This is a genomic window from Lentzea miocenica, assembly GCF_033949945.1.
In the GTDB taxonomy this organism is placed as follows: Bacteria; Actinomycetota; Actinomycetes; order Mycobacteriales; family Pseudonocardiaceae; genus Lentzea; species Lentzea miocenica.
Window position 1 is genome coordinate 29,466 of the sequence record NZ_JAXAVW010000042.1, and the last position, 24,806, is coordinate 54,271.

32 protein-coding genes are annotated in these 24,806 nt (G+C 68.0%); 22 read left to right on the forward strand and 10 right to left on the reverse strand.

Annotated features, from left to right (window positions below):
* Positions 1–18 precede the first annotated feature (18 nt).
* On the reverse strand, positions 19–651 hold the full coding sequence (locus SK803_RS38865; RefSeq protein WP_319971205.1) for an O-methyltransferase: 633 nt from the start codon (positions 649–651) through the stop codon (positions 19–21).
* A gap of 219 nt (positions 652–870) precedes the next feature.
* On the opposite strand from SK803_RS38865, the gene sigE reads away from it, so the two are divergent.
* The 4 genes from sigE (at position 871) to tatB (ending at position 4,117) form a co-directional block, all read left to right on the forward strand.
* On the forward strand, positions 871–1,452 hold the full coding sequence (gene sigE / locus SK803_RS38870; protein ID WP_082374044.1) for an RNA polymerase sigma factor SigE: 582 nt from the start codon (positions 871–873) through the stop codon (positions 1,450–1,452).
* Positions 1,449–1,979 (forward strand): zf-HC2 domain-containing protein, encoded by a 531-nt coding sequence (locus tag SK803_RS38875; protein ID WP_319971206.1) that lies wholly within the window; start codon positions 1,449–1,451, stop codon positions 1,977–1,979. Before sigE ends, SK803_RS38875 begins: the two co-directional genes overlap by 4 nt.
* Positions 1,980–2,044: 65 nt before the next feature.
* On the forward strand, positions 2,045–3,565 hold the full coding sequence (locus tag SK803_RS38880) for a S1C family serine protease (protein ID WP_319971207.1): 1,521 nt from the start codon (positions 2,045–2,047) through the stop codon (positions 3,563–3,565).
* A gap of 177 nt (positions 3,566–3,742) precedes the next feature.
* Positions 3,743–4,117 (forward strand): Sec-independent protein translocase protein TatB, encoded by a 375-nt coding sequence (gene tatB / locus SK803_RS38885; protein WP_319971208.1) that lies wholly within the window; start codon positions 3,743–3,745, stop codon positions 4,115–4,117.
* Positions 4,118–4,191: 74 nt separating this feature from the next.
* On the opposite strand, the gene SK803_RS38890 is transcribed toward tatB, so the two are convergent.
* Positions 4,192–5,337 carry an Mrp/NBP35 family ATP-binding protein gene (locus SK803_RS38890; RefSeq protein ID WP_319971209.1) on the reverse strand — a complete coding sequence of 382 codons (1,146 nt, stop codon included), beginning with the start codon at positions 5,335–5,337 and terminating at the stop codon, positions 4,192–4,194.
* A 103-nt stretch (positions 5,338–5,440) separates the two neighbouring features.
* Between SK803_RS38890 and SK803_RS38895 the strand changes: the two genes are divergently transcribed.
* Positions 5,441–5,908 (forward strand): MarR family winged helix-turn-helix transcriptional regulator, encoded by a 468-nt coding sequence (locus SK803_RS38895; RefSeq protein ID WP_089909775.1) that lies wholly within the window; start codon positions 5,441–5,443, stop codon positions 5,906–5,908.
* Complete coding sequence (locus SK803_RS38900; protein WP_319971210.1) at positions 5,905–6,303, forward strand: NUDIX hydrolase; 399 nt, start codon at positions 5,905–5,907, stop codon at positions 6,301–6,303. Before SK803_RS38895 ends, SK803_RS38900 begins: the two co-directional genes overlap by 4 nt.
* Here the strand turns inward: SK803_RS38900 and SK803_RS38905 are convergent.
* From SK803_RS38905 to SK803_RS38925, 5 genes are read right to left on the reverse strand one after another with little or no spacing between them, the layout of a single operon-like run.
* Positions 6,293–6,751, reverse strand: coding sequence for a hypothetical protein (locus tag SK803_RS38905; RefSeq protein ID WP_319971211.1), 459 nt, complete (start codon positions 6,749–6,751; stop codon positions 6,293–6,295). The genes SK803_RS38900 and SK803_RS38905 overlap by 11 nt on opposite strands.
* A complete protein-coding gene (locus tag SK803_RS38910; protein ID WP_319971212.1) occupies positions 6,748–7,233 on the reverse strand; it encodes a DUF1003 domain-containing protein in 486 nt (161 codons plus the stop codon). Before SK803_RS38910 ends, SK803_RS38905 begins: the two co-directional genes overlap by 4 nt.
* Positions 7,226–8,479 (reverse strand): magnesium transporter MgtE N-terminal domain-containing protein, encoded by a 1,254-nt coding sequence (locus tag SK803_RS38915; protein WP_319971213.1) that lies wholly within the window; start codon positions 8,477–8,479, stop codon positions 7,226–7,228. The genes SK803_RS38910 and SK803_RS38915 overlap by 8 nt, the downstream gene beginning before the upstream one ends.
* 14 nt (positions 8,480–8,493) lie before the next feature.
* Positions 8,494–9,327: an aminoglycoside phosphotransferase family protein gene (locus SK803_RS38920; protein WP_319971214.1), complete on the reverse strand. Its 834-nt coding sequence runs from the start codon at positions 9,325–9,327 to the stop codon at positions 8,494–8,496.
* On the reverse strand, positions 9,324–9,662 hold the full coding sequence (locus SK803_RS38925; RefSeq protein WP_319971215.1) for a hypothetical protein: 339 nt from the start codon (positions 9,660–9,662) through the stop codon (positions 9,324–9,326). Before SK803_RS38925 ends, SK803_RS38920 begins: the two co-directional genes overlap by 4 nt.
* A 110-nt stretch (positions 9,663–9,772) precedes the next feature.
* Between SK803_RS38925 and SK803_RS38930 the strand changes: the two genes are divergently transcribed.
* Positions 9,773–10,732 carry an HpcH/HpaI aldolase/citrate lyase family protein gene (locus SK803_RS38930; RefSeq protein ID WP_319971216.1) on the forward strand — a complete coding sequence of 320 codons (960 nt, stop codon included), beginning with the start codon at positions 9,773–9,775 and terminating at the stop codon, positions 10,730–10,732.
* A 157-nt stretch (positions 10,733–10,889) separates the two neighbouring features.
* Positions 10,890–11,066: a hypothetical protein gene (locus SK803_RS38935; RefSeq protein ID WP_319971217.1), complete on the forward strand. Its 177-nt coding sequence runs from the start codon at positions 10,890–10,892 to the stop codon at positions 11,064–11,066.
* Between the two features lie 11 nt (positions 11,067–11,077).
* On the opposite strand, the gene SK803_RS38940 is transcribed toward SK803_RS38935, so the two are convergent.
* Entirely contained in the window at positions 11,078–11,479 is a 402-nt protein-coding gene (locus tag SK803_RS38940) for a DUF4190 domain-containing protein (protein WP_319971218.1), read from the reverse strand.
* A 201-nt stretch (positions 11,480–11,680) separates the two neighbouring features.
* On the opposite strand from SK803_RS38940, the gene SK803_RS38945 reads away from it, so the two are divergent.
* From SK803_RS38945 to SK803_RS39000, 12 genes are all read left to right on the forward strand, one after another.
* A complete protein-coding gene (locus tag SK803_RS38945) occupies positions 11,681–12,877 on the forward strand; it encodes an acyl-CoA dehydrogenase family protein (RefSeq protein ID WP_319971219.1) in 1,197 nt (398 codons plus the stop codon).
* Between the two features lie 91 nt (positions 12,878–12,968).
* The gene (locus SK803_RS38950) at positions 12,969–13,790 is read left to right on the forward strand and encodes a hypothetical protein (RefSeq protein WP_319971220.1); all 822 of its coding nucleotides are present in this window, start codon (positions 12,969–12,971) and stop codon (positions 13,788–13,790) included.
* A 17-nt stretch (positions 13,791–13,807) separates the two neighbouring features.
* On the forward strand, positions 13,808–14,434 hold the full coding sequence (locus SK803_RS38955; protein WP_319971221.1) for a hypothetical protein: 627 nt from the start codon (positions 13,808–13,810) through the stop codon (positions 14,432–14,434).
* Between the two features lie 43 nt (positions 14,435–14,477).
* Entirely contained in the window at positions 14,478–15,077 is a 600-nt protein-coding gene (locus SK803_RS38960) for a hypothetical protein (RefSeq protein ID WP_319971222.1), read from the forward strand.
* A 24-nt stretch (positions 15,078–15,101) separates the two neighbouring features.
* Positions 15,102–15,638: a hypothetical protein gene (locus tag SK803_RS38965; protein WP_319971223.1), complete on the forward strand. Its 537-nt coding sequence runs from the start codon at positions 15,102–15,104 to the stop codon at positions 15,636–15,638.
* Positions 15,639–15,640: 2 nt separating this feature from the next.
* Complete coding sequence (locus SK803_RS38970; RefSeq protein WP_319971224.1) at positions 15,641–16,282, forward strand: hypothetical protein; 642 nt, start codon at positions 15,641–15,643, stop codon at positions 16,280–16,282.
* Positions 16,283–16,315: 33 nt separating this feature from the next.
* Positions 16,316–16,876 (forward strand): general stress protein, encoded by a 561-nt coding sequence (locus SK803_RS38975; protein WP_319971225.1) that lies wholly within the window; start codon positions 16,316–16,318, stop codon positions 16,874–16,876.
* Positions 16,877–17,043: 167 nt separating this feature from the next.
* Positions 17,044–18,297, forward strand: a complete 1,254-nt coding sequence (locus SK803_RS38980) for an ABC transporter substrate-binding protein (RefSeq protein ID WP_319971226.1) — start codon at positions 17,044–17,046, stop codon at positions 18,295–18,297.
* The gene (locus tag SK803_RS38985) at positions 18,294–19,259 is read left to right on the forward strand and encodes a carbohydrate ABC transporter permease (protein WP_319971227.1); all 966 of its coding nucleotides are present in this window, start codon (positions 18,294–18,296) and stop codon (positions 19,257–19,259) included. The genes SK803_RS38980 and SK803_RS38985 overlap by 4 nt, the downstream gene beginning before the upstream one ends.
* Positions 19,259–20,104, forward strand: a complete 846-nt coding sequence (locus SK803_RS38990; protein ID WP_319971228.1) for a carbohydrate ABC transporter permease — start codon at positions 19,259–19,261, stop codon at positions 20,102–20,104. Before SK803_RS38985 ends, SK803_RS38990 begins: the two co-directional genes overlap by 1 nt.
* Positions 20,105–20,111: 7 nt before the next feature.
* Positions 20,112–21,296: an ABC transporter ATP-binding protein gene (locus SK803_RS38995; protein WP_319971229.1), complete on the forward strand. Its 1,185-nt coding sequence runs from the start codon at positions 20,112–20,114 to the stop codon at positions 21,294–21,296.
* A gap of 272 nt (positions 21,297–21,568) precedes the next feature.
* Positions 21,569–22,456, forward strand: a complete 888-nt coding sequence (locus SK803_RS39000) for an SDR family NAD(P)-dependent oxidoreductase (RefSeq protein ID WP_319971230.1) — start codon at positions 21,569–21,571, stop codon at positions 22,454–22,456.
* A 79-nt stretch (positions 22,457–22,535) separates the two neighbouring features.
* On the opposite strand, the gene SK803_RS39005 is transcribed toward SK803_RS39000, so the two are convergent.
* Both SK803_RS39005 and SK803_RS39010 read right to left on the reverse strand, forming a co-directional pair.
* Positions 22,536–23,045 carry an SRPBCC family protein gene (locus SK803_RS39005; RefSeq protein WP_319971231.1) on the reverse strand — a complete coding sequence of 170 codons (510 nt, stop codon included), beginning with the start codon at positions 23,043–23,045 and terminating at the stop codon, positions 22,536–22,538.
* Positions 23,042–23,344, reverse strand: coding sequence for an ArsR/SmtB family transcription factor (locus SK803_RS39010; protein WP_319971232.1), 303 nt, complete (start codon positions 23,342–23,344; stop codon positions 23,042–23,044). The genes SK803_RS39005 and SK803_RS39010 overlap by 4 nt, the downstream gene beginning before the upstream one ends.
* 119 nt (positions 23,345–23,463) lie before the next feature.
* Here SK803_RS39010 and SK803_RS39015 point away from each other — a divergent pair, with 119 nt between their 5' ends.
* Together SK803_RS39015 and SK803_RS39020 are read left to right on the forward strand one after the other, a co-directional pair.
* Entirely contained in the window at positions 23,464–24,456 is a 993-nt protein-coding gene (locus tag SK803_RS39015; protein WP_319971233.1) for a hypothetical protein, read from the forward strand.
* Positions 24,453–24,728: a hypothetical protein gene (locus tag SK803_RS39020; protein ID WP_319971234.1), complete on the forward strand. Its 276-nt coding sequence runs from the start codon at positions 24,453–24,455 to the stop codon at positions 24,726–24,728. Before SK803_RS39015 ends, SK803_RS39020 begins: the two co-directional genes overlap by 4 nt.
* Positions 24,729–24,806: the final 78 nt, after the last annotated feature.

The window sequence follows — 24,806 nt, forward strand, 5'->3', positions numbered from 1 at the left end:
AATCTTTATCGGTGCCACTCAGGGTTTGCGCGCGGCGACCAGCAGCCCATCGCCCAGCGGCAGGATGACCGGCACCAGCCGGTCGTCCTCCTTCACGAGCCGTGCGATGTCCCGCATGGCCTGGGTCGACTCGTCCCGCTTCGTGGGATCGACGACCGCGCCGTGCCACAGCACGTTGTCGAACGCGATCACTCCGCCCGGGCGGAGCATGCGCACGCCGTGGGCCAGGTACTGCGGGTACTCGGGTTTGTAGGCGTCGACGAAGACCAGGTCGTAGGCCGCGTCGGTCAGCCTCGGCAGGACGTCCAGCGCCTTGCCCATGATCAGGCGGGTGCGCGAGGGCGAGATGCCTGCGGACGCGTACGCCTCGCGGGCGGCGCGTTGGTGGTCGGGGGCCACGTCGATGGAGGTCAGGATGCCGGACTGGGGCATCCCTGCCAGCAGGTACAGGCCGCTGGTGCCCGCGCCCGTCCCGATCTCCACGACGGCCTTGGCTTGCAGCGCTGTCGCGAGGAACCGCAGTGCGGCTCCGCCACCAGCACCGATGGGCACGCAGCCCAGCTCCTGGCCGCGTGCTCGTGCTGCCAGGTGCACGTCGTCCTCGGGGAGGTACTGCTCGACGTACTCCCGCAGGGCCGATTCCGCTGTCACGGGTACGCAGGTTAGTGCTTCGGGTGCCCAAAACGGGTGAACGCGGCCCGAACCGAGATTCTCAGGATGCTCTCAGCCCACTCTCACGATCGTTTAAAGAGAGCAGGAGAAGGTACAGAGGCAAGAAGCCAGGCTCTAGTCGGGAACAAGCCGGACCCGTCGCCCGTTGAGCCGCATAAGGGTCGCCGGGCGGCCCACATGGAGGTGCCGAAACACCTGATGCGCACGCAGTCGAGTTCGCCGGAGGCCGTCGCGCCCATCGAGACGGCCGACTGGACGCCGCCCTCGTGGGACGCAATCGTCCGTGAACACGCGGACAGGGTCTACCGGCTCGCGTACCGCCTGACCGGCAACCAGCACGACGCCGAGGACCTGACCCAGGAGACGTTCATCCGCGTCTTCCGGTCGCTCGCGTCGTACAAGCCGGGCACCTTCGAGGGGTGGCTGCACCGCATCACCACCAACCTCTTCCTCGACATGGCACGCCGGCGCAGCCGCGTGCGCATGGAGGCGCTGCCCGAGGACAACGACCGCCTCGAGGGTGACGACCTGTCCCCTGAGGAAATCTACGACGAGAACCACCTGGACCCCGACCTGCAGGCCGCCCTGGACGAGCTCCCGCCGGAGTTCCGCGCCGCGGTCGTGCTCTGTGACGTGGAAGGTCTCTCCTACGAGGAGATCGGTGCCACGCTCGGGGTGAAGATGGGTACCGTGAGGAGCAGGATCCATCGGGGCCGCCAGGCTCTGAAGGTCGCTCTCGAGCGCCGTCGTCAGGAATCGTTGCTGGAGGACTCTGCATGACCGACCTCCGTGGTTGGGGCCTGCCTGAGCAGCATCTCTTGCCGGATGCCGTGGTTGCTTTCGTGGACGGAGAACTGTCCTCGCTCGCCCACGAGCGAGCCTCGTCGCACATTCAGCGCTGTGGCTTCTGCGCCTTCGAGACCTACACGCAGCAGCAGGCGCGCTCCGCCGTGCGCACCGCGTCCGCGCCGACGGCGTCGGCGTCGCTGCTGGACAGGCTCGGTGCCATCCCGCAAGAGGTCGATCTGCCGTCCGCTCCGGACGGGCTCGCGATCACCGAGGACGGACAGTTCGTCGCCGTGCAGCGGACCGACAAGCCCGCGTTCGGCTCAGGGCCGGTGCTGGGTTCGTCGAGACCCCTGGGCAGCAACGGCTGGTTCAACGGCCGCCGCGCCCGCCAGGGTGCCGGGGTCGTCGTGAGCGGCATGCTGCTCGGCGCGCTCGCGTTCACCACGCCGGAGAGCGACGCGCCCGCCTCGCCTTCCGCGCCGCAGAACGCCCGCGCGGTCTTCGCAACCACCCCCTGACAGCCATTTCACTGTTCGTCAGGCACGCTGTAGTTCAGCACTCCTAGCGGAAAATTCGGGGAGAGATGAGCCAGCAGTCGCCCAACGGCCAGACGTCCACACCTGTTTCCGGAGTGGACGACGGAGCGCATCGCAGGCTCCGGCCACGGCCCTTGGTGCAGCCGCCGGTCGACCCCGCGTACGCGTCGGCGTTCGGTCGCCCGGACGGAGTTTCCAGCGCGTTCGCCACGCGCGACGTGCCCGTGCCGGACGTCCAGTCGGCGCCGCCGCCTCCCGAGTCGCTCGTCAGCGCGTTCGGCCGGCAGGGTTCCGCGGAACTCCTGCAGCGGCCCCCGCAGCCCGTCTCCGACCCCGATCCGGACATCGATCCGGTGTTCTGGGGCGACAAGCCCGCCGGTGACCCGTGGCGCGATCCCGCCGCCGGCGCCGTGATCGGCCCGCCCGCCGTGGGCGAGGACCCGCCGGGCGAACCTGAGCACAAGCCCGCGCCGGGTCCGCAGCTGAGCGTTCCCGAACTGCTCTTCGGCCGTCGCGTGAAGCCGTCCGCACTCGCGTTGCTGATGGTCGCGGCACTGCTCGTCGGCTCCGTCGGCGGCCTGATCGGCTGGCTGATCGGCCGGGCGGGCAACCCGCTGACCGACTCGACGGTGACGCTGGCCGAGGTCGAGCAGGGCAAGGAGCGCCCGGCCGGTTCGATCTCGGACATCGCCAAGCGCGTCACGCCCAGCGTGGTGTCGATCGAGTTCAAGGGCGCCAACGTGGCGGGCGTCGGCTCCGGCGTCGTCATCGAGGGCGGCGGCTACATCCTGACCAACGACCACGTGGTCGCCCCGGCGGCCCAGGACTCGTCGGCCAAGCTCAGCGCCGTCTTCACCGACGGCACCCGCGCCGCGGCCCGCGTCGTCGGCCGCGACCCGAAGACCGACCTCGCCGTCATCAAGGTCGAGGTCACCAACCCCACCGTCCTGCAGTTCGGCAACTCCGACGAACTCCAGGTCGGCGACAGCGTGATCGCCATCGGCTCGCCGCTGCAGCTGTCCAACACGGTCACCGAGGGCATCGTCTCCGCGCTGCACCGCCCGGTGACCGCCGCGGGCGAGAACGGCGGCCCCCAGGTCACCTACGACGCGATCCAGACCGACGCGGCCATCAACCCGGGCAACTCGGGCGGCGCGCTGGTCGACTCGCGCGGCGCCCTGATCGGCATCAACTCCTCGATCCGCACCGAGACCGGCGGCTCGGTCGGCCTCGGCTTCGCGATCTCCGGCAACCAGGCCCGCAAGATCAGCCAGGAGCTGATCCGCAGCGGCTCGGTGAAGCACGCGGACATGAACGTCAACGTGAAGTCCGTGTCCGCCGAGACCTCGGAAGGCGCCCAGGTGCAGAACGTCCCCGCGGGCGGCGCCGCGGCGGCCGCCGGCATCCAGGAGGGCGACGTGATCACGAAGGTCGGCAACCGCATCGTCCGCAACGCCGCCGAGCTCGTGGTCGCCGTTCGCGAGCACGAGATCGGCCAAACGGTCCAGGTGGTGCTGGCCCGGCAGGGCAGAGAGCTAAAACTCGACGTGACGCTCAAGAGCGACTGACACTGCCCGCGACCTGGCCCTTGGCGAGCTGTTTCACGCTCAGCAGGGCAGCTCGCGGCACCGCCCCCGCACCCCCATACGTTCCAGTATGAGGATGCGGGGGCGGCACCACGATCTGTCCGTCTGACCGCGAAACAACTCGGCAAGTTCCAGGCCGCGGGCAGTAGGCTGAGATCTGTGTTCGACAGCATCGGATGGGTAGAGATCCTCATCATCGTCGTCGCGGGTCTCTTCATCCTGGGGCCCGAGCGCCTGCCGTCCGCGGCAGCATGGTTGGGAAAGACGGTGCGCCAGGTCCGCGAGTACGCGACCGGCGCGCGCGAGCAGCTCAAGCAGGAGATGGGGCCGGAGTTCGAGTCGCTCCGCAAGCCCCTGGAAGACCTGCGCGAGCTCCGCAACTTCGATCCGAAGCGCGCGGTCGCCAAGCACCTGTTCGACGATCCCGAACCCACCAAGGCCAACGGCTACCCGACGCCGTCCACGCCGCAGGCGCCGGAGCAGCGCCCGCTCGCGCCGGGCGAGCGTCCGCCGTACGACCCGGACGCGACCTGAGCTGAACGCACGCGGGGCGCTTTCGTTCACATCTGGTGAACGAAAGCGCCCCGCGTGCGTTTGCGTGAAAGCTGCTAGCGGCCGGCCGGGGAGACGTTCAGCAAACGGCCCGCGAGGCCGCGCGACCGCACCGACAGCTTCGTCGCCACCTCGGCGAGCACCTTGGCGGCAGCGGAGTCCGGCACGGCCTGCACGATCGGCGTGCCCGCGTCGCCGTTCTCGCGCAGGCGCGGGTCCAGCGGAATCTGTCCGAGCAACGGAACCTCGGAACCGATGGACTTGGTGAGCGACTCCGCGACGGCCTGACCGCCGCCGGTGCCGAAGACCTCCATGCGCGAGCCGTCGGGCATCTCCAGCCACGACATGTTCTCGATGACGCCCGCCACCCGCTGCCGGGTCTGCAGCGCGATCGAGCCGGCCCGCTCCGCCACCTCGGCGGCAGCCTGCTGCGGGGTGGTGACGACCAGGATCTCGGCGTTCGGCACGAGCTGGGCCACGGAGATCGCGATGTCGCCGGTGCCGGGCGGCAGGTCGATCAGCAGCACGTCCAGGTCGCCCCAGAACACGTCCGCGAGGAACTGCTGCAGGGCGCGGTGCAGCATCGGGCCGCGCCACACGACGGGGGTGTTGCCCGGCGTGAACATGCCGATCGAGATGACCTTCACGCCGTGCGCGGACGGCGGCATGATCATCTTCTCGACCTGGGTGGGGCGGCCGTCGGCGCCCAGCATGCGGGGGATCGAGTGGCCGTAGATGTCGGCGTCCACGATGCCTACGGACAGGCCTCGGGCGGCCATCGCCACGGCCAGGTTCACCGTCACGGACGACTTGCCGACGCCGCCCTTGCCGGAGGCGACGCAGTACACGCGCGTCAGCGAGCCCGGCTGGGCGAAGGGGATGACCGGCTCCTCGGCGCCGCCGCGCAGGGTCTTGCGCAGTTCGGTGCGCTGGGCGTCGCTCATCACGTCCAGGTCCACCCGGACGGACGAGACGCCGTCGAGGGCCTGAACGGCCTCGGTGACGTCCTTCGTGATCTTGTCGCGCATCGGGCAGCCGGCGACGGTCAGGAACACCCCCACGACCACGGCGCCGTCGGAACCCACCTCGACGTCCTTGACCATGCCGATCTCGGTGATCGGGCGCCGGATCTCGGGGTCCTGCACACCGGCGAGCGCCTTGCGGACGTCCTCGACGGTGGGGAGGGGCTGCGTGGTGGTCACACAGCCATGCTACGTCCGGTTCGTGCCCGTCCTACCGGCCGGTCACTTTTGACTGCAGGGCCAGGTCGTAGCTGGGTCGACGCTGTCCGTAACATCGACGTTCGTGCCGGAATCGGGTAGTTCCCGGTTGCCCACCCGTGTCGAGCTAGGGGTGTGGCGATCGTTCCTCCGCGCGCATGCACGGATCACGAGGGTCCTCGAGGCCGAACTGATTGCTGAGCAGCGCCTATCGCTCGCGGCGTACGACGTGCTGGTCCAACTGGCCGAGACGCCTTCCATGCGCATGCGCATGACCGAACTCGCCGATGCCGTCCTGCTTTCCCGCTCTGGCGTGACCCGTCTGGTGGACCGCCTGGAACGCGCCGGCCTGGTCGGGCGGGAACGCGCCGACGGTGATGGACGCGGCATCGTGGCCGTGCTCACACCGCTTGGAGCAGAACGTCTACGCAGCGCTTCCGCCACCCACCTCGCGGGTGTCGCGGAACACTTCGGGGAGAGCTTCGGGCCAGGTGAGCTCGAGGCCTTTGGCCGCACGTGTGATCGCTTGGCAGCGGACGACGTCTTTCCGTGATCACCGTGGTGGGACTTGTTCACGTCGAGGCTGGCCGCCTCCTCGTTGTGCGCTCACGCAACAAGAAGGCCTTCTACCTTCCCGGCGGCAAGATCGAGCCCGGGGAGTCCCCTGAGGACGCTCTGCGCCGGGAGGTCCGGGAGGAGCTCGGAGTCGAGCTCGCGCAGCCTGTTGTGCTCAAGCGCTACGTCGCTCCCGCCTACGGGGAGGGCGAGGGCGCGATGGTCGACATGACCTGTTTCACGGCTTCGCTGCTGGGCGTGCCGCAGCCCACCAGTGAGATCGCCGAGCTCACCTATGTGACGTGGGATGAGTACCGCGAGCACGTCGAGACGGCTCCCGCGATCCACGAGGTCCTGGCGGACCTGGTCGCGAGTGGACAGATCAGGACGTGATGCGGCGCACCTCGGCGAACACCTCTTCGTCCACATCGGCCTCGGTCCCGCCGGTGGCGTCCAGGACGTCGTAGACGTCGTCCAGCCCCGCGAGTTCGTCGGCCAGCTCGATGCAGTCGTGCCCGAACTTCCGGTGCACCCATCTCGTCAGGTCTCTCGGCGCGAGTTCCCCGGTGAGCGTGCGCCGGGACATGGCTCGCAACGCCGCTTCCCTCGCCGCGATGGTGCCCCTGTCGTGCCACTCCAGTCCGAGCTCCGGCAGCACGTCCCGCAGCCGGATCGGCACCTCGACGTCGGCCTGCCGCAGCGACACCGCCGCCAGCACGGCCAGCGAGGGTGCCGGGACGTCCTCCATCAGCAGGTCGCAGGCGGCGAACACGACGTCACCGGCGGACTTCTCCTTCACCCACCACAACGCCACGACGTCGCCGAACTCCTCGACCGTCACGGCCGGACCTTCTTGCGGTTGTTCTGCTCCTTCACCAGCTTGTCCAGTTCGTTGCGGATGAAGTCACGCGTCGCCACCTCGCCGAGTGCCAGCCGCACCGCGGCCAGTTCGCGCGCCAGGTACTCGGTGTCCGCCTTCGTCTGCGCCGCCCGCGCCCGGTCCTCCTCCAGCGAGACCCGGTCCCTGTCGTCCTGCCGGTTCTGCGCGAGCAGGATCAACGGCGCGGCGTAGGCGGCCTGCGTCGAGAACGCCAGGTTCAGCAGGATGAACGGGTACGGGTCCCATCGCAGCGACACCGCGACGAGGTTCGTCGTGATCCAGGCGATGACGAGCAGCGTCTGCCAGAACAGGAACTTGCCGGTGCCGAGGAAGCGCGCCAGTCGTTCGGAGAGCTGGCCGAACCTGTCCGGGTCGATCGAGAAGCGGAAGCCGCGGGGCTCGCGCGGCTGGTCGAGTCTGCGCCGAGGCAGCAGTTCAGGCATGGCTCAGTCCCGTCTCGCGCCAGTTGTCCGGCAGCAGGTGGTCCAGCACGTCGTCCACGGTGACCGCGCCGAGCAGGTGCTCGGCCTCGTCGAGCACCGGGGCGCACACCAGGTTGTAGGTCGCGAAGTAGCGCGTCACGTCGCTCAGTGAGGCGTTCGGCGAGAGGCGCGCCATGTCGGTGTCGAGCACGCCGGCGACCAGGTCGAACGGCGGTTCGCGCAGCAGGCGTTGGATGTGCACGCAGCCGAGGTAGCGGCCGGTCGGCGTCGCGGAGGGCGAGCGGCACACGAAGACCATCGACGCCAGTGCCGGGGTGAGGTCGGGATTTCGCACTCGTGCCAACGCTTCCGCGATCGTCGCGTCCGGGGTGAGGATGATCGGCTCCGGCGTCATTAGACCGCCGGCCGTGTCGAACGAGTACTCGAGCAGGCGCCGGACCGGTTCGGACTCCTCGGGTTCCATCAGTTCCAGCAGCCGGTCCTTGGTGCCCTCGGAGAGTTCGGCGAGCAGGTCGGCGGCGTCGTCCGGGTTCATCGCTTCGAGGATGTCCGCGGCGCGTTCCTCGTCCAGGTGCGCCAAGACGTCTTTCTGGTCCTCTTCGGACAGTTCCTCGATGACGTCCGCGAGTCGTTCGTCGTCCAGCGCGTCCGCGACCTCGTAGCGGCGCTTGGGTGGCAGCTCGTGCATCGCGTTCGCGACGTCTGCCGCGCGCATGCCTTCGAACACCGCCACCAGTTGCTGTGCGCCTTGGGGCTGACCGGCGATCTCGTTGACGCTCAGGCCGCCGATGTCCTCCCACCGGAACACCTGCACCGGGCCCTTGGGGCTGAACCGGCCGGTGCGCTGCCGGACGGCGACGCGGACCATCCTCCAGTCGCGGGTGCGGGTGAGTTCCATCGCGGCGTCGACGACGACCGCCGTGCCGCCGTCCTCGAGCTGGATCCTGGCGTCCAGCACCTCGCCGATCACCAGCACCTCGTTGACGCGCTGGTGGAACGGGCGCAGGTTCACCGATCCCGTCGCGAGCGTGACCGCGTTCGGCTCGATCGAGGTGAGCCGCAGCATCGGCACGAAGATCCGCCGGCGCGTCACCAACTCGACGACCATGCCGAGCACGCGCGGTGGTTGCCGGTCGATCCGGAGGCTGATGACGACGTCACGGGCTTTGCCGATGGGTTCGCCATCGGGGCCGAAGACGGGAAGTCCGGCCAGTTGGGCGATGTAGATCCGGTTCACAGCCACCACATCACCAGGCTAGATCAGGTTCTGACCGCCCACCGGGCGATCTCGGCGCAGATCACCGCCATGTCCTCGATGTCCTCTTCCAGGCACCAGATCCAGTTCACGACCGCGCGGTGCAACGTCCAGTCCCGTGCTTTCGCGATGTCCAGTTCGCCGGCGTCGCACAGGGCGAGGAACCGGTCGTCGAGTCCCCGGTGGTCGTCCAGCTCGTCGAACCTGTTCCACAGCAACGGAATCATGCAGTACTCGGGATCGCCGGACAGCGGTTTCGGGTCGATCACCAGCCACGGTTCCCGGTCGCCGCGCAGCACGTTCTCGTAGTGCAGGTCCTCGTTGACCAGCGTCGTGCCCATCGGCCTGGTGCCGGCCTCGCGGGCGGCGTCGAGCAGCTTGCGAGGCACCGCCGGATGGTCTTCCAGGTCGTTCTCGAACCGTCGGAGCTCGTTCGGAGCCTGGATCGCGCGATGGCGGCGCAGCAGTTCACCGATCACGCCGACGGCCAGGTCGATCGGTTCGTCGTCGAGGGAGTGCGGGTCGAGGCGTTCGAGCAGCAGCGCACCCAGTTCCTCGTCGTGGTCGAGCAGGCGCACAGCACCGTTGCCGTCGTAGAGCTTGAGCGCCAGCGGCTCGTGCCTGGTCTCCTCGTCGACCCAGCTCAGCTTGAGCACGGCCGGGTGTCCGTCGGCCCGGCGGACCGGGAGGACGACCGCGCAGAAGCCGTTCATCAGCGCGCCGTCCGGGGTCAGCCGCCAGCGTGCACACGCCTTGGTGGCGAGTCTCGGCAGTCGCGCCACCCATTCCTCCGCGCCGTCGCCGAGGCCCTCGCCGAAGCCTGCCGGGACGGTGATCATGCGCTGAACTCCAGCCGGTACACCACTTCCCACTCCGGTTTGGTGTTGAGCCGCGCCGTCCTCAAAGCCTGCGTCGTCTCCTCGTCGGGCTCGGTCAGGTGCGCGACGGCCTCGGCGTCGATGAGGTGCGAGTGCGTGCTGGGGGAGCGGACGGTGACGGTGACCTGGGCCTGGTCGCTCAAGCCCGGCACCTGTTGTTCCGAGCCGCCGGTGACGACCCACAGGGCGTCGTCACGCCAGTGTGCGTGCACGAGACGGGGTTCGTGGCCGGGTGAGGTGATCCAGACGGCCGCCGCTTTGCGCAGCGCCGCATCGAGGACTCGAGTGATCTCCACCGGTTCAGCCTGCCAGGCTTTGTGAAACGGGACTCAGCGAATATGCGCCCGGAGATGATGCGTGCCACTGTGGCGCACATAGTTACCGGCCGGTACGAGGAGGTACTCCAGTGGTCGACCAGCAGCGTCCCCGTCGCTCGTGTCTGGCGGTCCCCGGTTCTAGCCAGAAGATGATCGACAAGGCGCGCACGCTGCCGGCGGACCAGGTGTTCCTGGACCTGGAGGACGCCTGCGCCCCGCTGGCCAAGCCGGACGCCCGCAAGACCATCGTCGCGTCGCTCAACGAGGGCGGCTGGGGTGACAAGGCCCGCGTCGTCCGCGTCAACGACTGGACGACGGAGTGGACCTACCGCGACGTCACCGAGGTCGTCGAGGGCGCCGGTGCGAACCTCGACTGCATCATGCTGCCGAAGGTCCAGACGCCCGAGCAGATCGTCGCGCTCGACTTCCTGATCACCCAGATCGAGAAGACGATGGGCTACGAGGTCGGCAAGATCGGCATCGAGGCGCAGATCGAGAACGCCCTGGGCCTGAACAACGTCAACGCGATCGCCACCGCGTCCCCGCGCGTCGAGACGATCATCTTCGGCCCGGCGGACTTCATGGCGTCGATCAACATGAAGTCGCTGGTCGTCGGTGAGCAGCCGCCCGGCTACGACGTCGGCGACGCCTACCACTACATCCTGATGCGGATCCTGATGGCCGCGCGGGCCCACGACAAGCAGGCCATCGACGGCCCCTACCTGCAGATCCGCGACGTCGAGGGCTACAAGCGCGTCGCCGGTCGTTCCGCGGCGCTGGGCTTCGACGGCAAGTGGGTGCTGCACCCCGGCCAGATCGACGCGGCCAACGAGGTCTTCAGCCCGAAGCAGGACGACTACGACCACGCAGAGAACATCCTCGACGCGTACGAGTACTTCACGTCCGAGGCGGGCGGCAAGCGCGGCGCGGTGATGCTCGGCGACGAGATGATCGACGAGGCGTCGCGGAAGATGGCTCTGGTGATCTCCGGCAAGGGGCGCGCCGCGGGCATGTCGCGGTCGAACGTCTGGTCTCCGCCGGAGGACTGATCGGGGTTCAAATCCGTTACGGATTGTGCGCTACTTCACCCCAATTGTTACTGGACGTGTTCGACCGTCACAGGTTGCGTTCAAAACGGGTGAAGTGGCGCACAATCCGTCACCGAAGTTTGCGGTCCGCCCCCTCGGTGGGGGCATGCTCTGGGGCATGTCACATTCGAGTAACGGCAAGGCGGGCAGACGGTTGCGGCTTTTCAAACGCCGCGAAGACGACCTGCTCGAGCGCAGCTTCCGCAGCTGCCCGGGATGCGATGCCGACGTCCACGTGTTCGCCGACGTCTGCCGCCACTGCGGAGGCGCGCTGGAGATCGCCCTCGCGGGCTGAGCTCTTTCCCGCTAGTTGTAGCCCTGATTTGCCGCTGCGACGATCGCGATGATGATGATCGCGGCGTAGAGCAGCCAGCCGGCGATGACGACGTAACCGACGATCACGCCCGCGAGCGCCATGCCGCGGCCGTCCTCCTCGCCCCGCCTGATCTTCCCCATCGCGATGTGGCCGAAGATGACGCCGACGATCGCCGTCACGCCACAGGTGGCAAGACCCACGCACGACAGCACGAGCGCGAGGATCGCGTTTGTCTGAGACTTGGGCGGCGCGTAGCCGTAACCGCCGTACATCGGCTGCTGGCCGTACGGGCCGGGCTGGCCGGGCTGGCCGTAGGGCTGCTGCTGTCCGTAGGGCTGTTGCTGGCCGTACGGATCGCCCGGCTGCTTCGGGTTGTACGGGTCGTAGGTCATGCGGTCCCCCCTAGATGTGGTGAGGCGGGATCTTAAAGTCCGCACTCTGAGTTCGTCGCGTGTGGGTGCGCGATTACACCTGTCAGGGATGCTGTTTCGGTACAGCGGGCGCTGCTGTGTTGCGGAGAGCACACCGCGGTCGCAAACGGGCGTTAACCGGTCCATACTCGCCGGTAACCAAAGCCTTGGAAGGGAAGTGCGATGGCGCGCCTCGCCCAGACCGCGGGTCTCACGGACATCCAGGAAGAAATCCTCGCGACCGTCCGCACGTTCGTGGACAAGGAGATCATCCCGCACGCCCAGACGCTGGAGCACGGCGACACGTACCCCGCCGACATCGTCGAGGGCATGAAGGAGATGGGCCTCTTCGGCCTGACGATCCCGGAGGAGTACGGCGGCCTCGGCGAGTCCCTGCTGACCTACGCGCTGGTCGTCGAGCAGATCGCGCGCGGCTGGATGAGCGTCTCCGGTGTCATCAACACGCACTTCATCGTGGCGCACATGCTCAAGCAGCACGGGACGCCCGAGCAGAAGGAGAAGTACCTGCCGCGGATGGCCGCCGGCGAGGTGCGCGGCTCGTTCTCCATGTCCGAGCCCGAACTCGGCTCCGACGTCGCGGCGATCCGCACTCGGGCTGTTCGCGGTGACTCCGGCTACACGATCAACGGCCAGAAGATGTGGCTGACGAACGGTGGCACGTCGAACCTGACCGCGGTGCTGGTGAAGACCGACGAGGGTGCCGAGAAGCCGCACCAGAACCTCACGACGTTCCTGGTCGAGAAGCCAGAGGGCTACGGAGAGGTCCTGCCGGGCCTCACGATCCCCGGCAAGATCGACAAGATGGGCTACAAGGGCGTCGACACCACCGAGATGGTGTTCGACGGCTTCGAGATCGCCGCCGACCAGGTGCTGGGCGGCGTCACGGGCCAGGGCTTCCGGCACATGATGGACGGCGTCGAGGTGGGCCGCGTGAACGTGGCCGCCCGCGCGTGCGGCATCGCGATCCGCGCCTTCGAGCTCGCGATCGAGTACTCCCAGCAGCGCAAGACGTTCGGCAAGGTCATCGCCGAGCACCAGGCCATCGCCTTCAAGCTCGCCGAGATGGCCACCAAGGTCGAGGCGGCGCACCTGATGATGGTCAACGCCGCGCGGCTGAAGGACTCGGGCCAGCGCAACGACGTCGAGGCCGGCATGGCCAAGCTCATCGCGTCCGAATACTGCGCCGAGGTGACGCAGGAGTCGTTCCGCATCCACGGCGGCTACGGCTATTCCAAGGAATACGAAATCGAGCGCTTGATGCGCGAGGCGCCGTTCCTGCTGATCGGCGAAGGCACGTCGGAGATCCAGAAGACGATCATCTCCCGCGGCCTGCTCCGCGACTACCAGTCACGCGGCTGAGACTCGGCTCGACGTTCCCCCGTTAGGGGCCATTCTTTCACGAGAGTGGCCCCTAACGGTTTTTGCCTGGGGGCCTTAAGGTTCGCTCACTTTGAGCACAGATCTGACGCTTCCGAGACCTGTGTCGCCGCCGCACGTCGTCCGCCTGGAGCTGGACACGTTCACCGCCGTCGACCGTCCCGCGCTGGCCACCTGGTTCGGCGCCGTGTTCACCGACCTGCTCGCACCCCTCTGCCCGGCATCGGTGGAGGAGCTCGTGTCGGTGGCCCGTGACTACATGCCATCTGACACAACGCCCTGGGGTCCACCGGGTTATGCCCGCCTGTTGCTCTCTTCGGGTGACTTCACCCCTTCGTCGTGGCACGCCGCACTGACGGAGCTGCCTTCTTTCCTGCGCGTGCAACTCGTCCAGCTCGACTTCCAGGGCCTGCCGCTGGTCGAAGACGGCTGGTGCGCCGAAATCCTGCTGAAGGACGACCCCGCGTTCCCGCACCAGGTCGTGGTCACCGCGTCCCGCTCGTTGTTCGGTGGCTGGATTTCCCATGCCGTGCAACAAGATTGGGTGTCGAAGTTTCGCTCGGGAGCGTCCTTGCTGCGCGCGTCGGGCGGCTGGATCACCCTGGACCGCGTGGGAGTGCGGACCGCGCACGAGGTCGCCGTGGGCGTGGGCCTCGACGAATCTCTTTTCATGGCCGCGGAGTTGGCCCGCGGTCCGCACTGGGCAACGCTGCTCGGCCCGCGCCAAGTCGCTGCTTTGGGTGGCGTGCAAGAGGTTTGCGTCACCGCACCGTGTCGTTCGGTCACCGACCTGGGCGGCGGGCGACTCCTCTTGCAGCTCACCGAGCACCTCGACGACGTACCCTCGCAGGCGGTGGACGCGCTGGCGAAGTTCCTGGCGCCGGTGTTGCACTGAGCCTGGGGGAGTTGTAGATGCACGAGCTTCCGTGGCGTACCGGTATGTCCTTCCAGCTGTGGAGTTACGGCGTCGGCCATTCCGAGCTGAGGATGTACAGCAAGGCGAGCGGCGTGATGCTGCTGTTCGTCGACGTCCGGCTGATCAGGCTGGGCACGAGCTACCCCGACGTGGTGCTGCGCCTGGCCGAGGAACGCGAGTACGACGAGTTCCGCGACCTGCCGTTCAAGTTCCAGCTGTGGCTGGCGCTGGAAAGCCCGGACAGGACGGGGTACATCGCGTGCAGCGGCGTCTCTGCACGCGAGGTGACTTCGACGAACCGCGCAGAGCACGCGGACGGCCGGTTGGTCATGGCCACGAACCACCAGGAGAGCCTGGCCGGCCGTGAAACGCCCCGGCAGCCGCCTCACGAACTGGACGGCGCCGAGGTGCTCTCGTTCGCCCTGGCCGGCCCGGCGCAGCGACCCAGGGGCACCTCGACAGCCACCGGATTCGTCGTGGCCAGGTACGGCGACGACTTCCACCTCCTGCACTGCGACGACGACTGGAACGTGCTCGCCCGCTCGGTGCACGACGGCAGGTTCAAGGCGATGAGGCAGGCCGGGAGCGAGTTCGAGGCCCTGGAGTTCCTCCAGCCCGGCTGAGGTTGCCGGGCGGGATGCGGCTCGCCCTGGCACTCTCTCGTGAGTGAGGCCCTCTCTGAAAACCGACGTGCTCGTAGCTGTGGACACCGCGTTGCGACCGACGGGCTTCGTCCGCCGCGGCCACGTCTGGCTGCAGGACCGCGGTGACGGCGCCTTCGGATGGCTCGGTTTCGGCCTGGCGGGCTCACTCGACGTCACCCCGTTGGTGGGGGTCTGTTTCCGCCGGTACGACGAGGTCTGCCGCGCGCTCGGCGTCGGCATTCCCGGGACGCCCGTCGTGTCCGTGCCGGTGGGCTACCTGATGGGGGAGAAGCCGGTCTGGCGGTGGGTCTTCGAGCCGGGCGGCGACCACGCGGGGGTGGCTTCGTCGCTGGTGGGTGCTGTGGTGAAGCACGGTGTGCCGTACATCGACAAGCACGCCAAGTGGGACGCGCTGTCCCGCGAACTCGTCGGCAAGCCGGAGTCGTTGCTGGACTTCGAACGGGCGCGGAAGCTGGCGATCATTCATGTGCTGAACGGGAACGCCCGTGCGGCCGGCGAGGTGCTGAAGAAGGAACGTGAGCGGGTGGCGGACAAAGTGGACGTCCACGCGCGGTCGTACCGGGCGTTCGCGCACCGGTTCGAAATTGCGTTTCCCAGGTGACGTGGACACGGCGACACTGCCCTGGTGAGTGACGACCCGACCGGGGTCGCGCTGTCCGTGATCGAGGCAGCACGACGGTCCACGGCAGAGCTGATCGGTGAGCGATGGCTCCACATCGGGCGTGCCTGCGACCTCGTCTGGCTGGGGTTCGGCCCGTACCGCGAGGTGACCGACCACCGAGGTGGGACTCGTGAGATCGGTGAGTACGCACTGCACCTGCAATGTCCGTGGCGGGTGACATGTGGGGATCGGCTCGTCACCAGGTCGTCCCACATCTACGTGCCAGGACCGGACTGGACCGGTGACGGTGACTTCGACTGGGACGTGCGGGGCGCCAACAGGTTCGACGTCCGGGCGGGGGAGCTGACCGCACACCTGGCGGGCGAACGGATCGTCGTGACGTCGGTCGAGGTGACTGAGCGGGGTGACCTGACGGTGGCTCTCTCGGACGGCCTGCGGATCGAGGCGCTCAGGGCGGGTTCGGTGCGTGACGAGAGCTGGCGGTTCTTCCGGCCGCACCGCGACGACGACCACGTGGTCGTGTTCGAAGAGGAGGACTGATCGTGCGGTCGTATCCAGGCGTGCCGTGGGCCGCGTCCGACGTGACGGGAGGCCCCGTCGACGAGCTGTTCGCGGCCCTGCGGCGGAAAGTCCGCCGGCTGCGGATCGAGCACTTGGCGGTGCCGAACCCGAACGACGACGACAACGTCTGGGTGATCACGCGTGCGCGGGACGGGGCGGAGATCCAGATCGACACGTTCCCGTCCGGCCGGCTGCCGTTCCGCGTCGAGGCGGACGACGAACCACCGGTCGATCATCAGCAGGTGGCCGAGGCCGTGGCGCACGTCGAGCGGTGGCTGAGGACCGGGCCCGCGTCGAGGGAAGAGTGGCTGAAGGACTGCGTACGCCGGCTGGCGATGCCTGCCGACGTCCAGCGCGCGTGGCTCGAGTCGATCGGCACCGCGCCGTCGGCCGACGAGCTCGCCCTCGAGTTCGACGACGCTCGCCAGGGGCCGTTGACCATCAGCGCCGAGGCCGAGGTCGCGCTCGCTCGTCTCGACCGGCTGCTCGACGCGATGAGCGGGCCGAGCCCGGTGTGGCACGTGGACGCGCTCGTGGACGCCTCGCAGTGGGCGGAGGTTCGCGCGCTCGCCCAGGGGGCACTCCCACTGTTGGAGTCGGGGATAGCGGCAAAACACCCGTAGGCGTCTCGGCACTCCGCAACGGGCACTGGCAGGATGGAACGATCAGCGCGTCCGACAGAGGTGGTCCCTGTGACGAGTCCGTTCGCCAACCCGAACCGGCCAGGCGTCCCGCCCCGCCTGCCCACCCCGCCGACGGGGTGGCCGATCGGCTCGTACGCCACGTACGAGGAGGCGCAGCGCGCGGTCGACTTCCTCGCGGTCGAGGACTTCCCCGTGCAGGACGTCATGATCGTCGGTGTCGACCTGATGCTCGTCGAACGCATCACCGGCAAGCTCACCTGGAGCCGCGTGCTCATGACCGGTGCCGCGAGCGGTGCCTGGTTCGGTCTGTTCGTGGGTCTGCTGCTGACGTTGTTCAGCCCGGAGCCGGGAGTGACGGTGGGGCCGGTGCTGACCGGTCTGATCACCGGTGTGTTCTTCGGTCTCGTGTTCGCGGCGGTCGGGTACGGGTCGGCGCGCGGCAAGCGGGACTTCCAGTCGGCCAGTCAGCTCGTCGCGGGGCGGTATGACGTGCTCTGCCATCCGAAATCGGCCGAAAAGGGCCGTGACCTGCTCGCGAAGCTCGCGATGCGGCCCGTGAACCCCGGCAATTGAGACGCCGAAAAGTGCATTGGTTCTGAATCGTTGCTTCCCTTGGTTGCGGCTCCTGATCACCAGGCCTAGGTTCATTTGACCGGTCCGCCCGGTGCGGCCGGTGGCACGACGAGGTGCCGGGCGCTGCGGTCTGGCTCCTCCGTGTAGTCGGGAAGGAGGCAGGGCCGATGGGTGCGACACGGCGCTATCGACTTGCCGCCGGAGTGGGAGCCGCGGTACTCGCGGCAGGAACGCTCACGGCGTGCGGGTCGGGCGACGGCGGCATCACCGTCAACGTCTACAAATATCCGCAGGAGAACTTCCAGGCCATCGTCGACAGCTGCAACGCGAAGGCCGGCGGGCGCTACAACATCGTCTACAACAAGCTGCCGCGTGAGGCGGACGGTCAGCGCGAGCAGATGGTGCGCAGACTGGCCGCGGAAGACGACAGCATGGACGTGCTCGGGCTCGACGTCACGTGGACCGCGGAACTGGCGAAGGCGGGCTGGATCAAGGAGTTCACCGGCTCCGTCAAGTCGCAGGTGGAAAGCGGCACGCTGAAGACGCCGCTCGACACGGCAACCTACGAGGGCAAGCTGTACGGAGCGCCGGACAACACGAACGTCCAGCTCCTCTGGTACCGCTCCGACCTCGTGCCCACGCCGCCGAAGACGTGGGACGAGATGATCTCCATGGCCGAGGCGCTGGTGGCGGAAGGGAAGCCCGGCCAGATCGTGGGGCAGGGAAAGCAGTACGAGGGGCTCGTCGTGCTGTACAACACCCTCGTCAACTCCAACGGCGGCACCATCCTCGACGAGAACGGCACCAAGGCCATCGTCGACGACAAGGCCGTGCAAGCGTTGGCGGCGTTGAAGAAGCTCGCCACGTCGAAGGCGATCGACCCGTCGTTCTCCAACGCGGCCGAGGACAACGCGCGCCTCGCCATGGAGGGTGGCAACGCGGCGTTCCAGCTCAACTGGCCGTACGTCTACGCGGCGGCACAGAAGAAGCCGGACTTCGCGAAGAACTTCAAGTGGGCGCCGTACCCCACGGTCAGTGGTGACGCAGCCAAGGTCACCGTCGGCGGGATCAACTACGCCGTCAGCAACTACACCACGCACGCGGACGAGTCGTTCGACGCGGTGTTGTGCTTGCGCGGTGCGGAAAGCCAGAAGCTCGCCGCCCTCAAGGACGGTGTGCCGCCGACCATCGAGGCCGTCTACGACGAGCCGGAGATGGCCGAGGCGTACCCGATGCGCGACGACATCAAGGAGACGCTGAAGAACGCGAGTGTGCGGCCGCGCACGCCCGCTTACCAGAACGTCTCGACGGTCATCTCCACGATCCTGTCGCCGCCCGCGAGCATCGACCCGCAGGCCACGGCGGACAGGCTGCGCAAGGAACTGCAGGACGCTCTCGACTCCAAGGGGGTGTTGCCGTGAGTCGCGCGACCACGGAGGACACGGCGAAAGCCGGTGGGACAGCGCCGGAATCCGTCGCCCCCAGGAAGAAGAAAGTCGCGCTGAGCGAGGGAAAGCGGGCCGAGCGCAGGCTCGGCTGGCTGCTCTGCGCGCCCGCCGCGATCACCATGGTCGCGGTGACCGGCTGGCCGATCCTCTACTCGTTGCTGCTGTCGATGCAGCGGTTCGACCTGAAGTTCCCGGACCGCACCGAGTGGATCTGGTTCGACAACTACATCACCGTGCTCAGCAGCCCGTACTGGTGGAACGCGGTGTGGGTGACGGTGTTGCTCACCGTCGTCACGGTCGCGGTCGAACTGGTGCTGGGCATGTCGCTCGCGCTGATCATGCACCGCGCACTGGTCGGTCGCGGCATCGTCCGCACCACGACGCTGATCCCGTACGGCATCGTCACGGTCGTGGCCGCGTTCTCCTGGCGCTTCGCCTGGACGCCCGGCACCGGCTACCTCGCAGAGGCGCTCGGTGGCGATCCCGTGCTCACGGAGAAGATCCCCGCGCTGATGGTCGTGGGTCTCGCGGAGATCTGGAAGACCACGCCGTTCATGGCCCTGCTGCTGATGGCCGGTCTGGCGCTCGTTCCGGACGACCTGCTCAAGGCCGCCGCGATGGACGGCGCGAGCGGGTGGCAGCGGTTCATCAAGATCACCGTGCCGATCATGAAGCCGGCGATCCTGGTGGCACTGCTGTTCCGCACGCTCGACGCGTTCCGGATCTTCGACAACCTCTTCGTGCTCACCGCGGGTTCGCAGGGCACGTCGTCGGTGTCGATGCTGACCTACAACAACCTGATCAAGGGCTTGAACCTCGGTATCGGATCAACGATGTCCGTGCTGATCTTCATCATGGTCGCGATCATCGCGTTCGTGTTCATCAAGCTCTTCGGCACCGCTGCCCCCGGCAGTGACGACGGAGGGAAGCGCTGATGGCAGGCATCGGAGGAGCGGACACCACCGGCAAGAAGTGGGGCTGGGGCCTGCTCAACGCGGTCGTCGTGATCTACGCGCTGTTCCCGGTGCTGTGGATCGTGTCGCTGTCGTTCAAGTCGTCGAAGACGCTGGCGGACGGCAACTTCATCCCACGCGAGTGGAGCCTGGAGAACTACCAGAACATCTTCTCGACGTCCGAGTTCACCAGGGCGTTGGTCAACTCCATCGGCATCGCGATCATCGCGACCGCGATCGCCGTGGTGTTCGGCACGATGGCCGCCTACGCCATCGCCAGGCTGGACTTCCCCGGCAAGAACCTGCTGGTGGGCGTCTCGCTGCTGATCGCGATGTTCCCGCAGGTCTCGCTGGTGTCGCCGTTGTTCGAGATCGAGCGCTCGCTCGGCCTGTTCGACACGTGGCCCGGCCTGATCCTGCCGTACATCACGTTCGCGCTGCCGCTCGCGATCTACACCCTGTCGGCGTTCTTCCGCGAGATCCCGTGGGAGCTCGAGAAGGCGGCGAAGATGGACGGTGCGACGCCGGGGCAGGCGTTCCGTCGCGTCATCGCGCCGCTGGCCGCGCCGGGTGTGTTCACGACGGCGATCCTGGTGTTCATCTTCTGCTGGAACGACTTCCTGTTCGCGATCTCGCTCACCTCGACCGAGCAGTCGCGGACCGTGCCGGTGGCGCTGTCGTTCTTCACCGGCAGCTCGCAGTTCGAGGACCCGGCCGGATCGATCGCGGCGGCCGCCGTCGTGATCACCATCCCGATCATCCTCTTCGTGTTGTTCTTCCAGCGCCGGATCGTCGCCGGCCTGACCTCCGGCGCCGTCAAGGGGTGAGTTGCTAATGGCAGAAATCGTTCTGGATCAGGTGACCAAGAGGTATCCCGACGGCGCTCTGGCCGTGCAGGAGGTCAACCTCGAGATCGCCGACGGCGAGTTCATCATCCTGGTCGGACCGTCCGGCTGCGGGAAGTCCACGACGCTCAACATGATCGCGGGTCTGGAGGACATCACCGACGGCGAGCTGCGCATCGGCGGGCAGCGCGTCAACGAGAAGGCGCCCAAGGACCGCGACATCGCGATGGTGTTCCAGTCCTACGCGCTCTACCCGCACATGACGGTGAAGGAGAACATGGCCTTCCCGTTGCGGCTGGCCAAGGTCGACAACGCCACGGTCGAGCGCAAGGTGCAGGAGGCCGCGGAGATCCTGGATCTCACGCAGCACCTGGACCGCAAACCGTCCAACCTGTCCGGTGGCCAGCGGCAGCGCGTGGCGATGGGCCGCGCGATCGTGCGCAGCCCCAAGGCGTTCCTCATGGACGAACCGCTGTCCAACCTGGACGCCAAGCTCCGCGTGCAGATGCGCACCTCGGTGTCGCGCCTGCAGAAGCAGCTGGGCACGACCACGGTGTACGTGACGCACGACCAGACCGAGGCGATGACCCTCGGCGACCGGGTCGTGGTCATGCGCGGCGGTGTCGTGCAGCAGATCGGCGCACCGCAGTTCCTCTACGACCAGCCGGCCAACCTCTTCGTCGCGGGCTTCATCGGCTCGCCGTCGATGAACTTCGTGCCGGCGACGCTGGAGAACGGCGCGCTGCGGTCGGTCCTCGGCGACGTCACGCTGACGGACCGGGTGCGGCAGCTGGTGGAGAGCGCGGACGCGCCGCGCGAGGTGATCATGGGCATCCGCCCGGAGCACTTCGAGGACGCGGCACTGGTCGACGCCGCCGCGTTGTCGGCGGGCGGCAAGTTCACCTCGCAGGTGGACGTGCTCGAGTCGATGGGGTCGGACAAGTACGCCTACTTCAACCTCACGGGCGAGCAGGCGGCCTCGGCCGAGCTCCAGGAGCTCGCGGCGGACGCGGGAGCGGACGACGTGCCGGGTGACGGCATCTCGCTCGTGACGCGCCTGTCGTCGGCGTCCGGCGCGGTGGAGGGCGCCTCGGCGGACATCTGGTTCGACGCGGACAAGGTGCAGCTCTTCGACCCGTCCAGCGGCAGGAACCTGACTTACACGGAACGGTGAATTCTCGTTTTGCGGGCCGCCTTCCCCTCGCGGGAGGGCGGCCCGTTTTTGTCACTCGATCGGGTTAGGACTAAAGCCTCCACATACTTGGGACTGATTAGCGCGGCACTATCTGCCGGGCCGAACTCAGGTAGCCATTGGGCGCTCGGCAGCGACGTCTCAACGAAACATGTTCTTCGCCGCTCCGGATAGTCCGCACGCTTGTCGAAGGCGGCTACAGGACCACAGGGGGGTTCCGGGGAACCGCCGCCGAAGATGAAAGAGAGCGTGCAATGGGGATCCTGGACGGAAAAGCGGTCGTCATCACGGGGGCGGGCCGAGGACTCGGCGAGGCCTACGCGATGCACGCAGCCCTGGCCGGCGCATCGGTCGTGGTGAACGACAACGACGGTGACCTCGCGGAGCGGGTGGCCGAGCACATCCGCGGGTACGGCGGTCGTGCCGTCGCCTCGAACCACACGGTCGCGGACCCGAGCGAGGCGCAGAAGATCGTCGACCTGTGCGTCGACGAATTCGGCCGCGTCGACGGTCTGGTGAACAACGCGGGGCTGAACTACGAGACGCTGCCCTGGGAGGACGACCCCGAGACGATCAAGCACGTCGTCGAGGTGAACGTCCTCGGCGTCATCTACGTCGGAATCGCGGCCATGCGGGCGATGCGTTCGTCCGGTGGCGGTTCCATCATCAACATTTCCTCCGGCGCCTCCTTCGGCCAGCGCAAACTCGCCACCTATTCGGCGACCAAGGGCGCCGTGGCGTCGTTGAGCTACTCGTGGGCCCTCGACCTGGAGTCGGAAGGCATCCGCGTGAACGCCGTCTGCCCGGTCGCGCACACGCGGATGGTGTGGAAGTCGGAACGTTCGCTGCGCGCCATTCCGGCGGACCGCACGCCGGGCAAGGTGGCGCCGCTGGTGCTGTTCCTGCTCTCGGACCGCGCGGAGGGCATCACCGGCCAGGTCATCCGCTGCAACGGGCGTCAGCTCCACATCGTGGGGCAGCCGTACTTCAAGCAGCCGATTCTGGAGAGCGACAACTGGGACACCGCTTCGGTGGAGCGGGCGTTCACGGGCGTGCTGCAGGCCCACCTCGAACCGTACGGGTTGGAGAAGAGGATGCCTCCCCGGCTCCGTGCGCTGGTGGAGCCCTCGCAGACCGCCTGAGCCCGGCGGATGGAAGTGCCGCCGGGTCAGCCCGGCCTGGCGACACTTCCATCCACAGGAGACCTGAACGGAGTCGGCCTCACTTCCAGGCCGGGTACGCCGGCGCGACTTCGGCGTAGCGCTCGCTCCAGCCCGGCAGCGTCTCGTCGCCGAGGTGCGCCGTGAGCCGGTCGAGGAAGGCGTGCGTGCCAGGGACGAAGCCCAGTGCGTTGCGTTCGGACAGTCCGATGTGGGTGAAGGTCAGCACCGTGCCGTCGCCTTCTGCCTTGAGCTCGTAGCGCACCACGCTGTCTTCCACGATTCGTTGCTGCCACTCGTGTTCGAACACCGCGTGCCCCTGGGCCGGCGGCTGCCAGGTGAGGATGCGGCCGGTGACGCGCTTGGCCTCCATCGGGGCGGGCGGGTCGTCGGGTTCGATGACGACCTCGCCGCCTTCACGCTGTTCCACGGTGCCCGCGCCGAACCAGGCTTTGCGTTCGGCCGGGTCGGTGATCGCGGCCCAGACGCGGTCGATCGGGAACGGCAGCCTGCGCTCGAACGTGAGGATCGCGTGGTCGCCGGTCGTGGTCACGGTGCCGAGGTCGTTCATCGGTTCTCCAGGTGCTGTTCGAGGGCTGCCAGGTGGTCGCGCCAGAAGCGGCGGTACGGGGTGATCCAGTCGTCGATGCGTTGCAGGCCATCGGGTTTCAAGGCGTAGATGCGCCGCTGGCCGTCCGGGCGGACCTCGACCAGGCCGACTTCCCGCAGGACGCGGAGGTGGCGGGACACGGCGGGCTGGGTCAGCGTCGGCAGGCTGTCGACGAGTTCGCCCGCGGTGCGGTCGCGTTCGGCCAGCAGGCTCAGCAGGTGCCGGCGGTTCGGTTCGGCCACGGCCTCGAAGACGTCCACGGGTTATGTATAACTACTGGATTATATAAGCGCAAGTGGATATGGGCGTTCCGGTGACGTTTGCGCACGTCACACGGATGGCTGCGGAAAATGTCAGACCCTCCTGTCACCATCGGAACATGGCCGAACGTAAACCGAGAGTCACCGACTGGCGACTCGTCGTGCAGTCCCGGTTGGACCGGGTCCGCGCGGATCTGGCTGCGCTCGGCCCGCCGGACCCCGTTGATCCCGAGGGTGACGTGTGGCGCCGCACCGCCGAGGAGCAGGCGGCGGTGGTGGAGGCGATGCTGAGCGATCGCGAGCCGTGGTGGCGCATGGTGCCGTCGTGGTGGTCGGGCTGGTACATCGAACGGGCGTGGCGCGCCCTGCACGAGGCCGAGGTGGCGACGATCTCGGCCGAGCGAGGGTTTCTCGGCCGGTTGCCGGGCCTGCAGGCGCGCGTGGCGCAGTACCTGGACGACGACGATCCGCGGCGCCGGGCCCTGGAAGCGTTGCGGCCGGGGGAGTTCACGCCCGCGGTGGAGCGCGCGATCGTGGTGGACGCGCTGCGGGCGGCGTACGACAACTCGGACTTCGCGCACGCCGGTTCGCGCGCGCTGCGCAACAAGCTGATCGCGGCGTCGCTGGTGCTGTTCGTGATCAACACCGTGCTGGGCGTCGTCGGCATCGTGAAGCCGGGCATCATCCCGCTGTGCGTCGACCCGAAGGAGAACGCGCTGCCCACGGTGTGCCCCGGCGGCACGGCGAAAGCGTCCGGTGTGGACGTCTGGCTGGTGCAGGTGCTCGGCTCGTTCGGCGCGGTGCTGGCCGCCGTGGTCCTGCTCTTACGCCGCCGGCCATCGCTCTCGCCGTACGTGATGATCGGCTACCAGGCGCTGATCAAGATCATGCTCGGTGCGGCCCTCGCGGTGGTCGGGATCCTGGCGCTCGGAGCCGGTGTCACGAGCGGCCTGATCGGGATACCGTCGGCCGCCGCGCTGCTGCTGTGGGCGGTCATCTTCGGTTACGCGCAACAGATCGGAACCCGCTTGCTGGACAAGTACACCGACGAGGTGCTGGACCAGGCCCGCCCGCTGCCCGACGCGGACAGCCCGCGGGTGGCGCCCAGATGAGCGTGTCGGAGCGGATCGCGCACCGCGTCGGCCGCGACTTCGGCGACCGTGCGGCCGAAGCCCTGGAGGCCCTTGCCCTCGCCGAGACCGGGAACCAGGACGTGGAACGCGTCCACGCCGCGCTCGTGCTGATGGCGGAGGGCAGCGTCGAGCGGTTGTGGCAGGCCGTCGAGCTGAGCCTCGTGGACTGGCGTGACGTGCTCATGGCCGGCGGTCTCGGGCCGGCAGACTGGCCAGAGGTGCTCGAGCGCGAGTTCGGGTCGGTCGGCTGACGGTGTGCGCTGGTGGCCGTTTGCTGTGCGGGGACAGCGGGAACGTGGTCAGCGTGGTGGCGGCTTGGTGAATGGCGG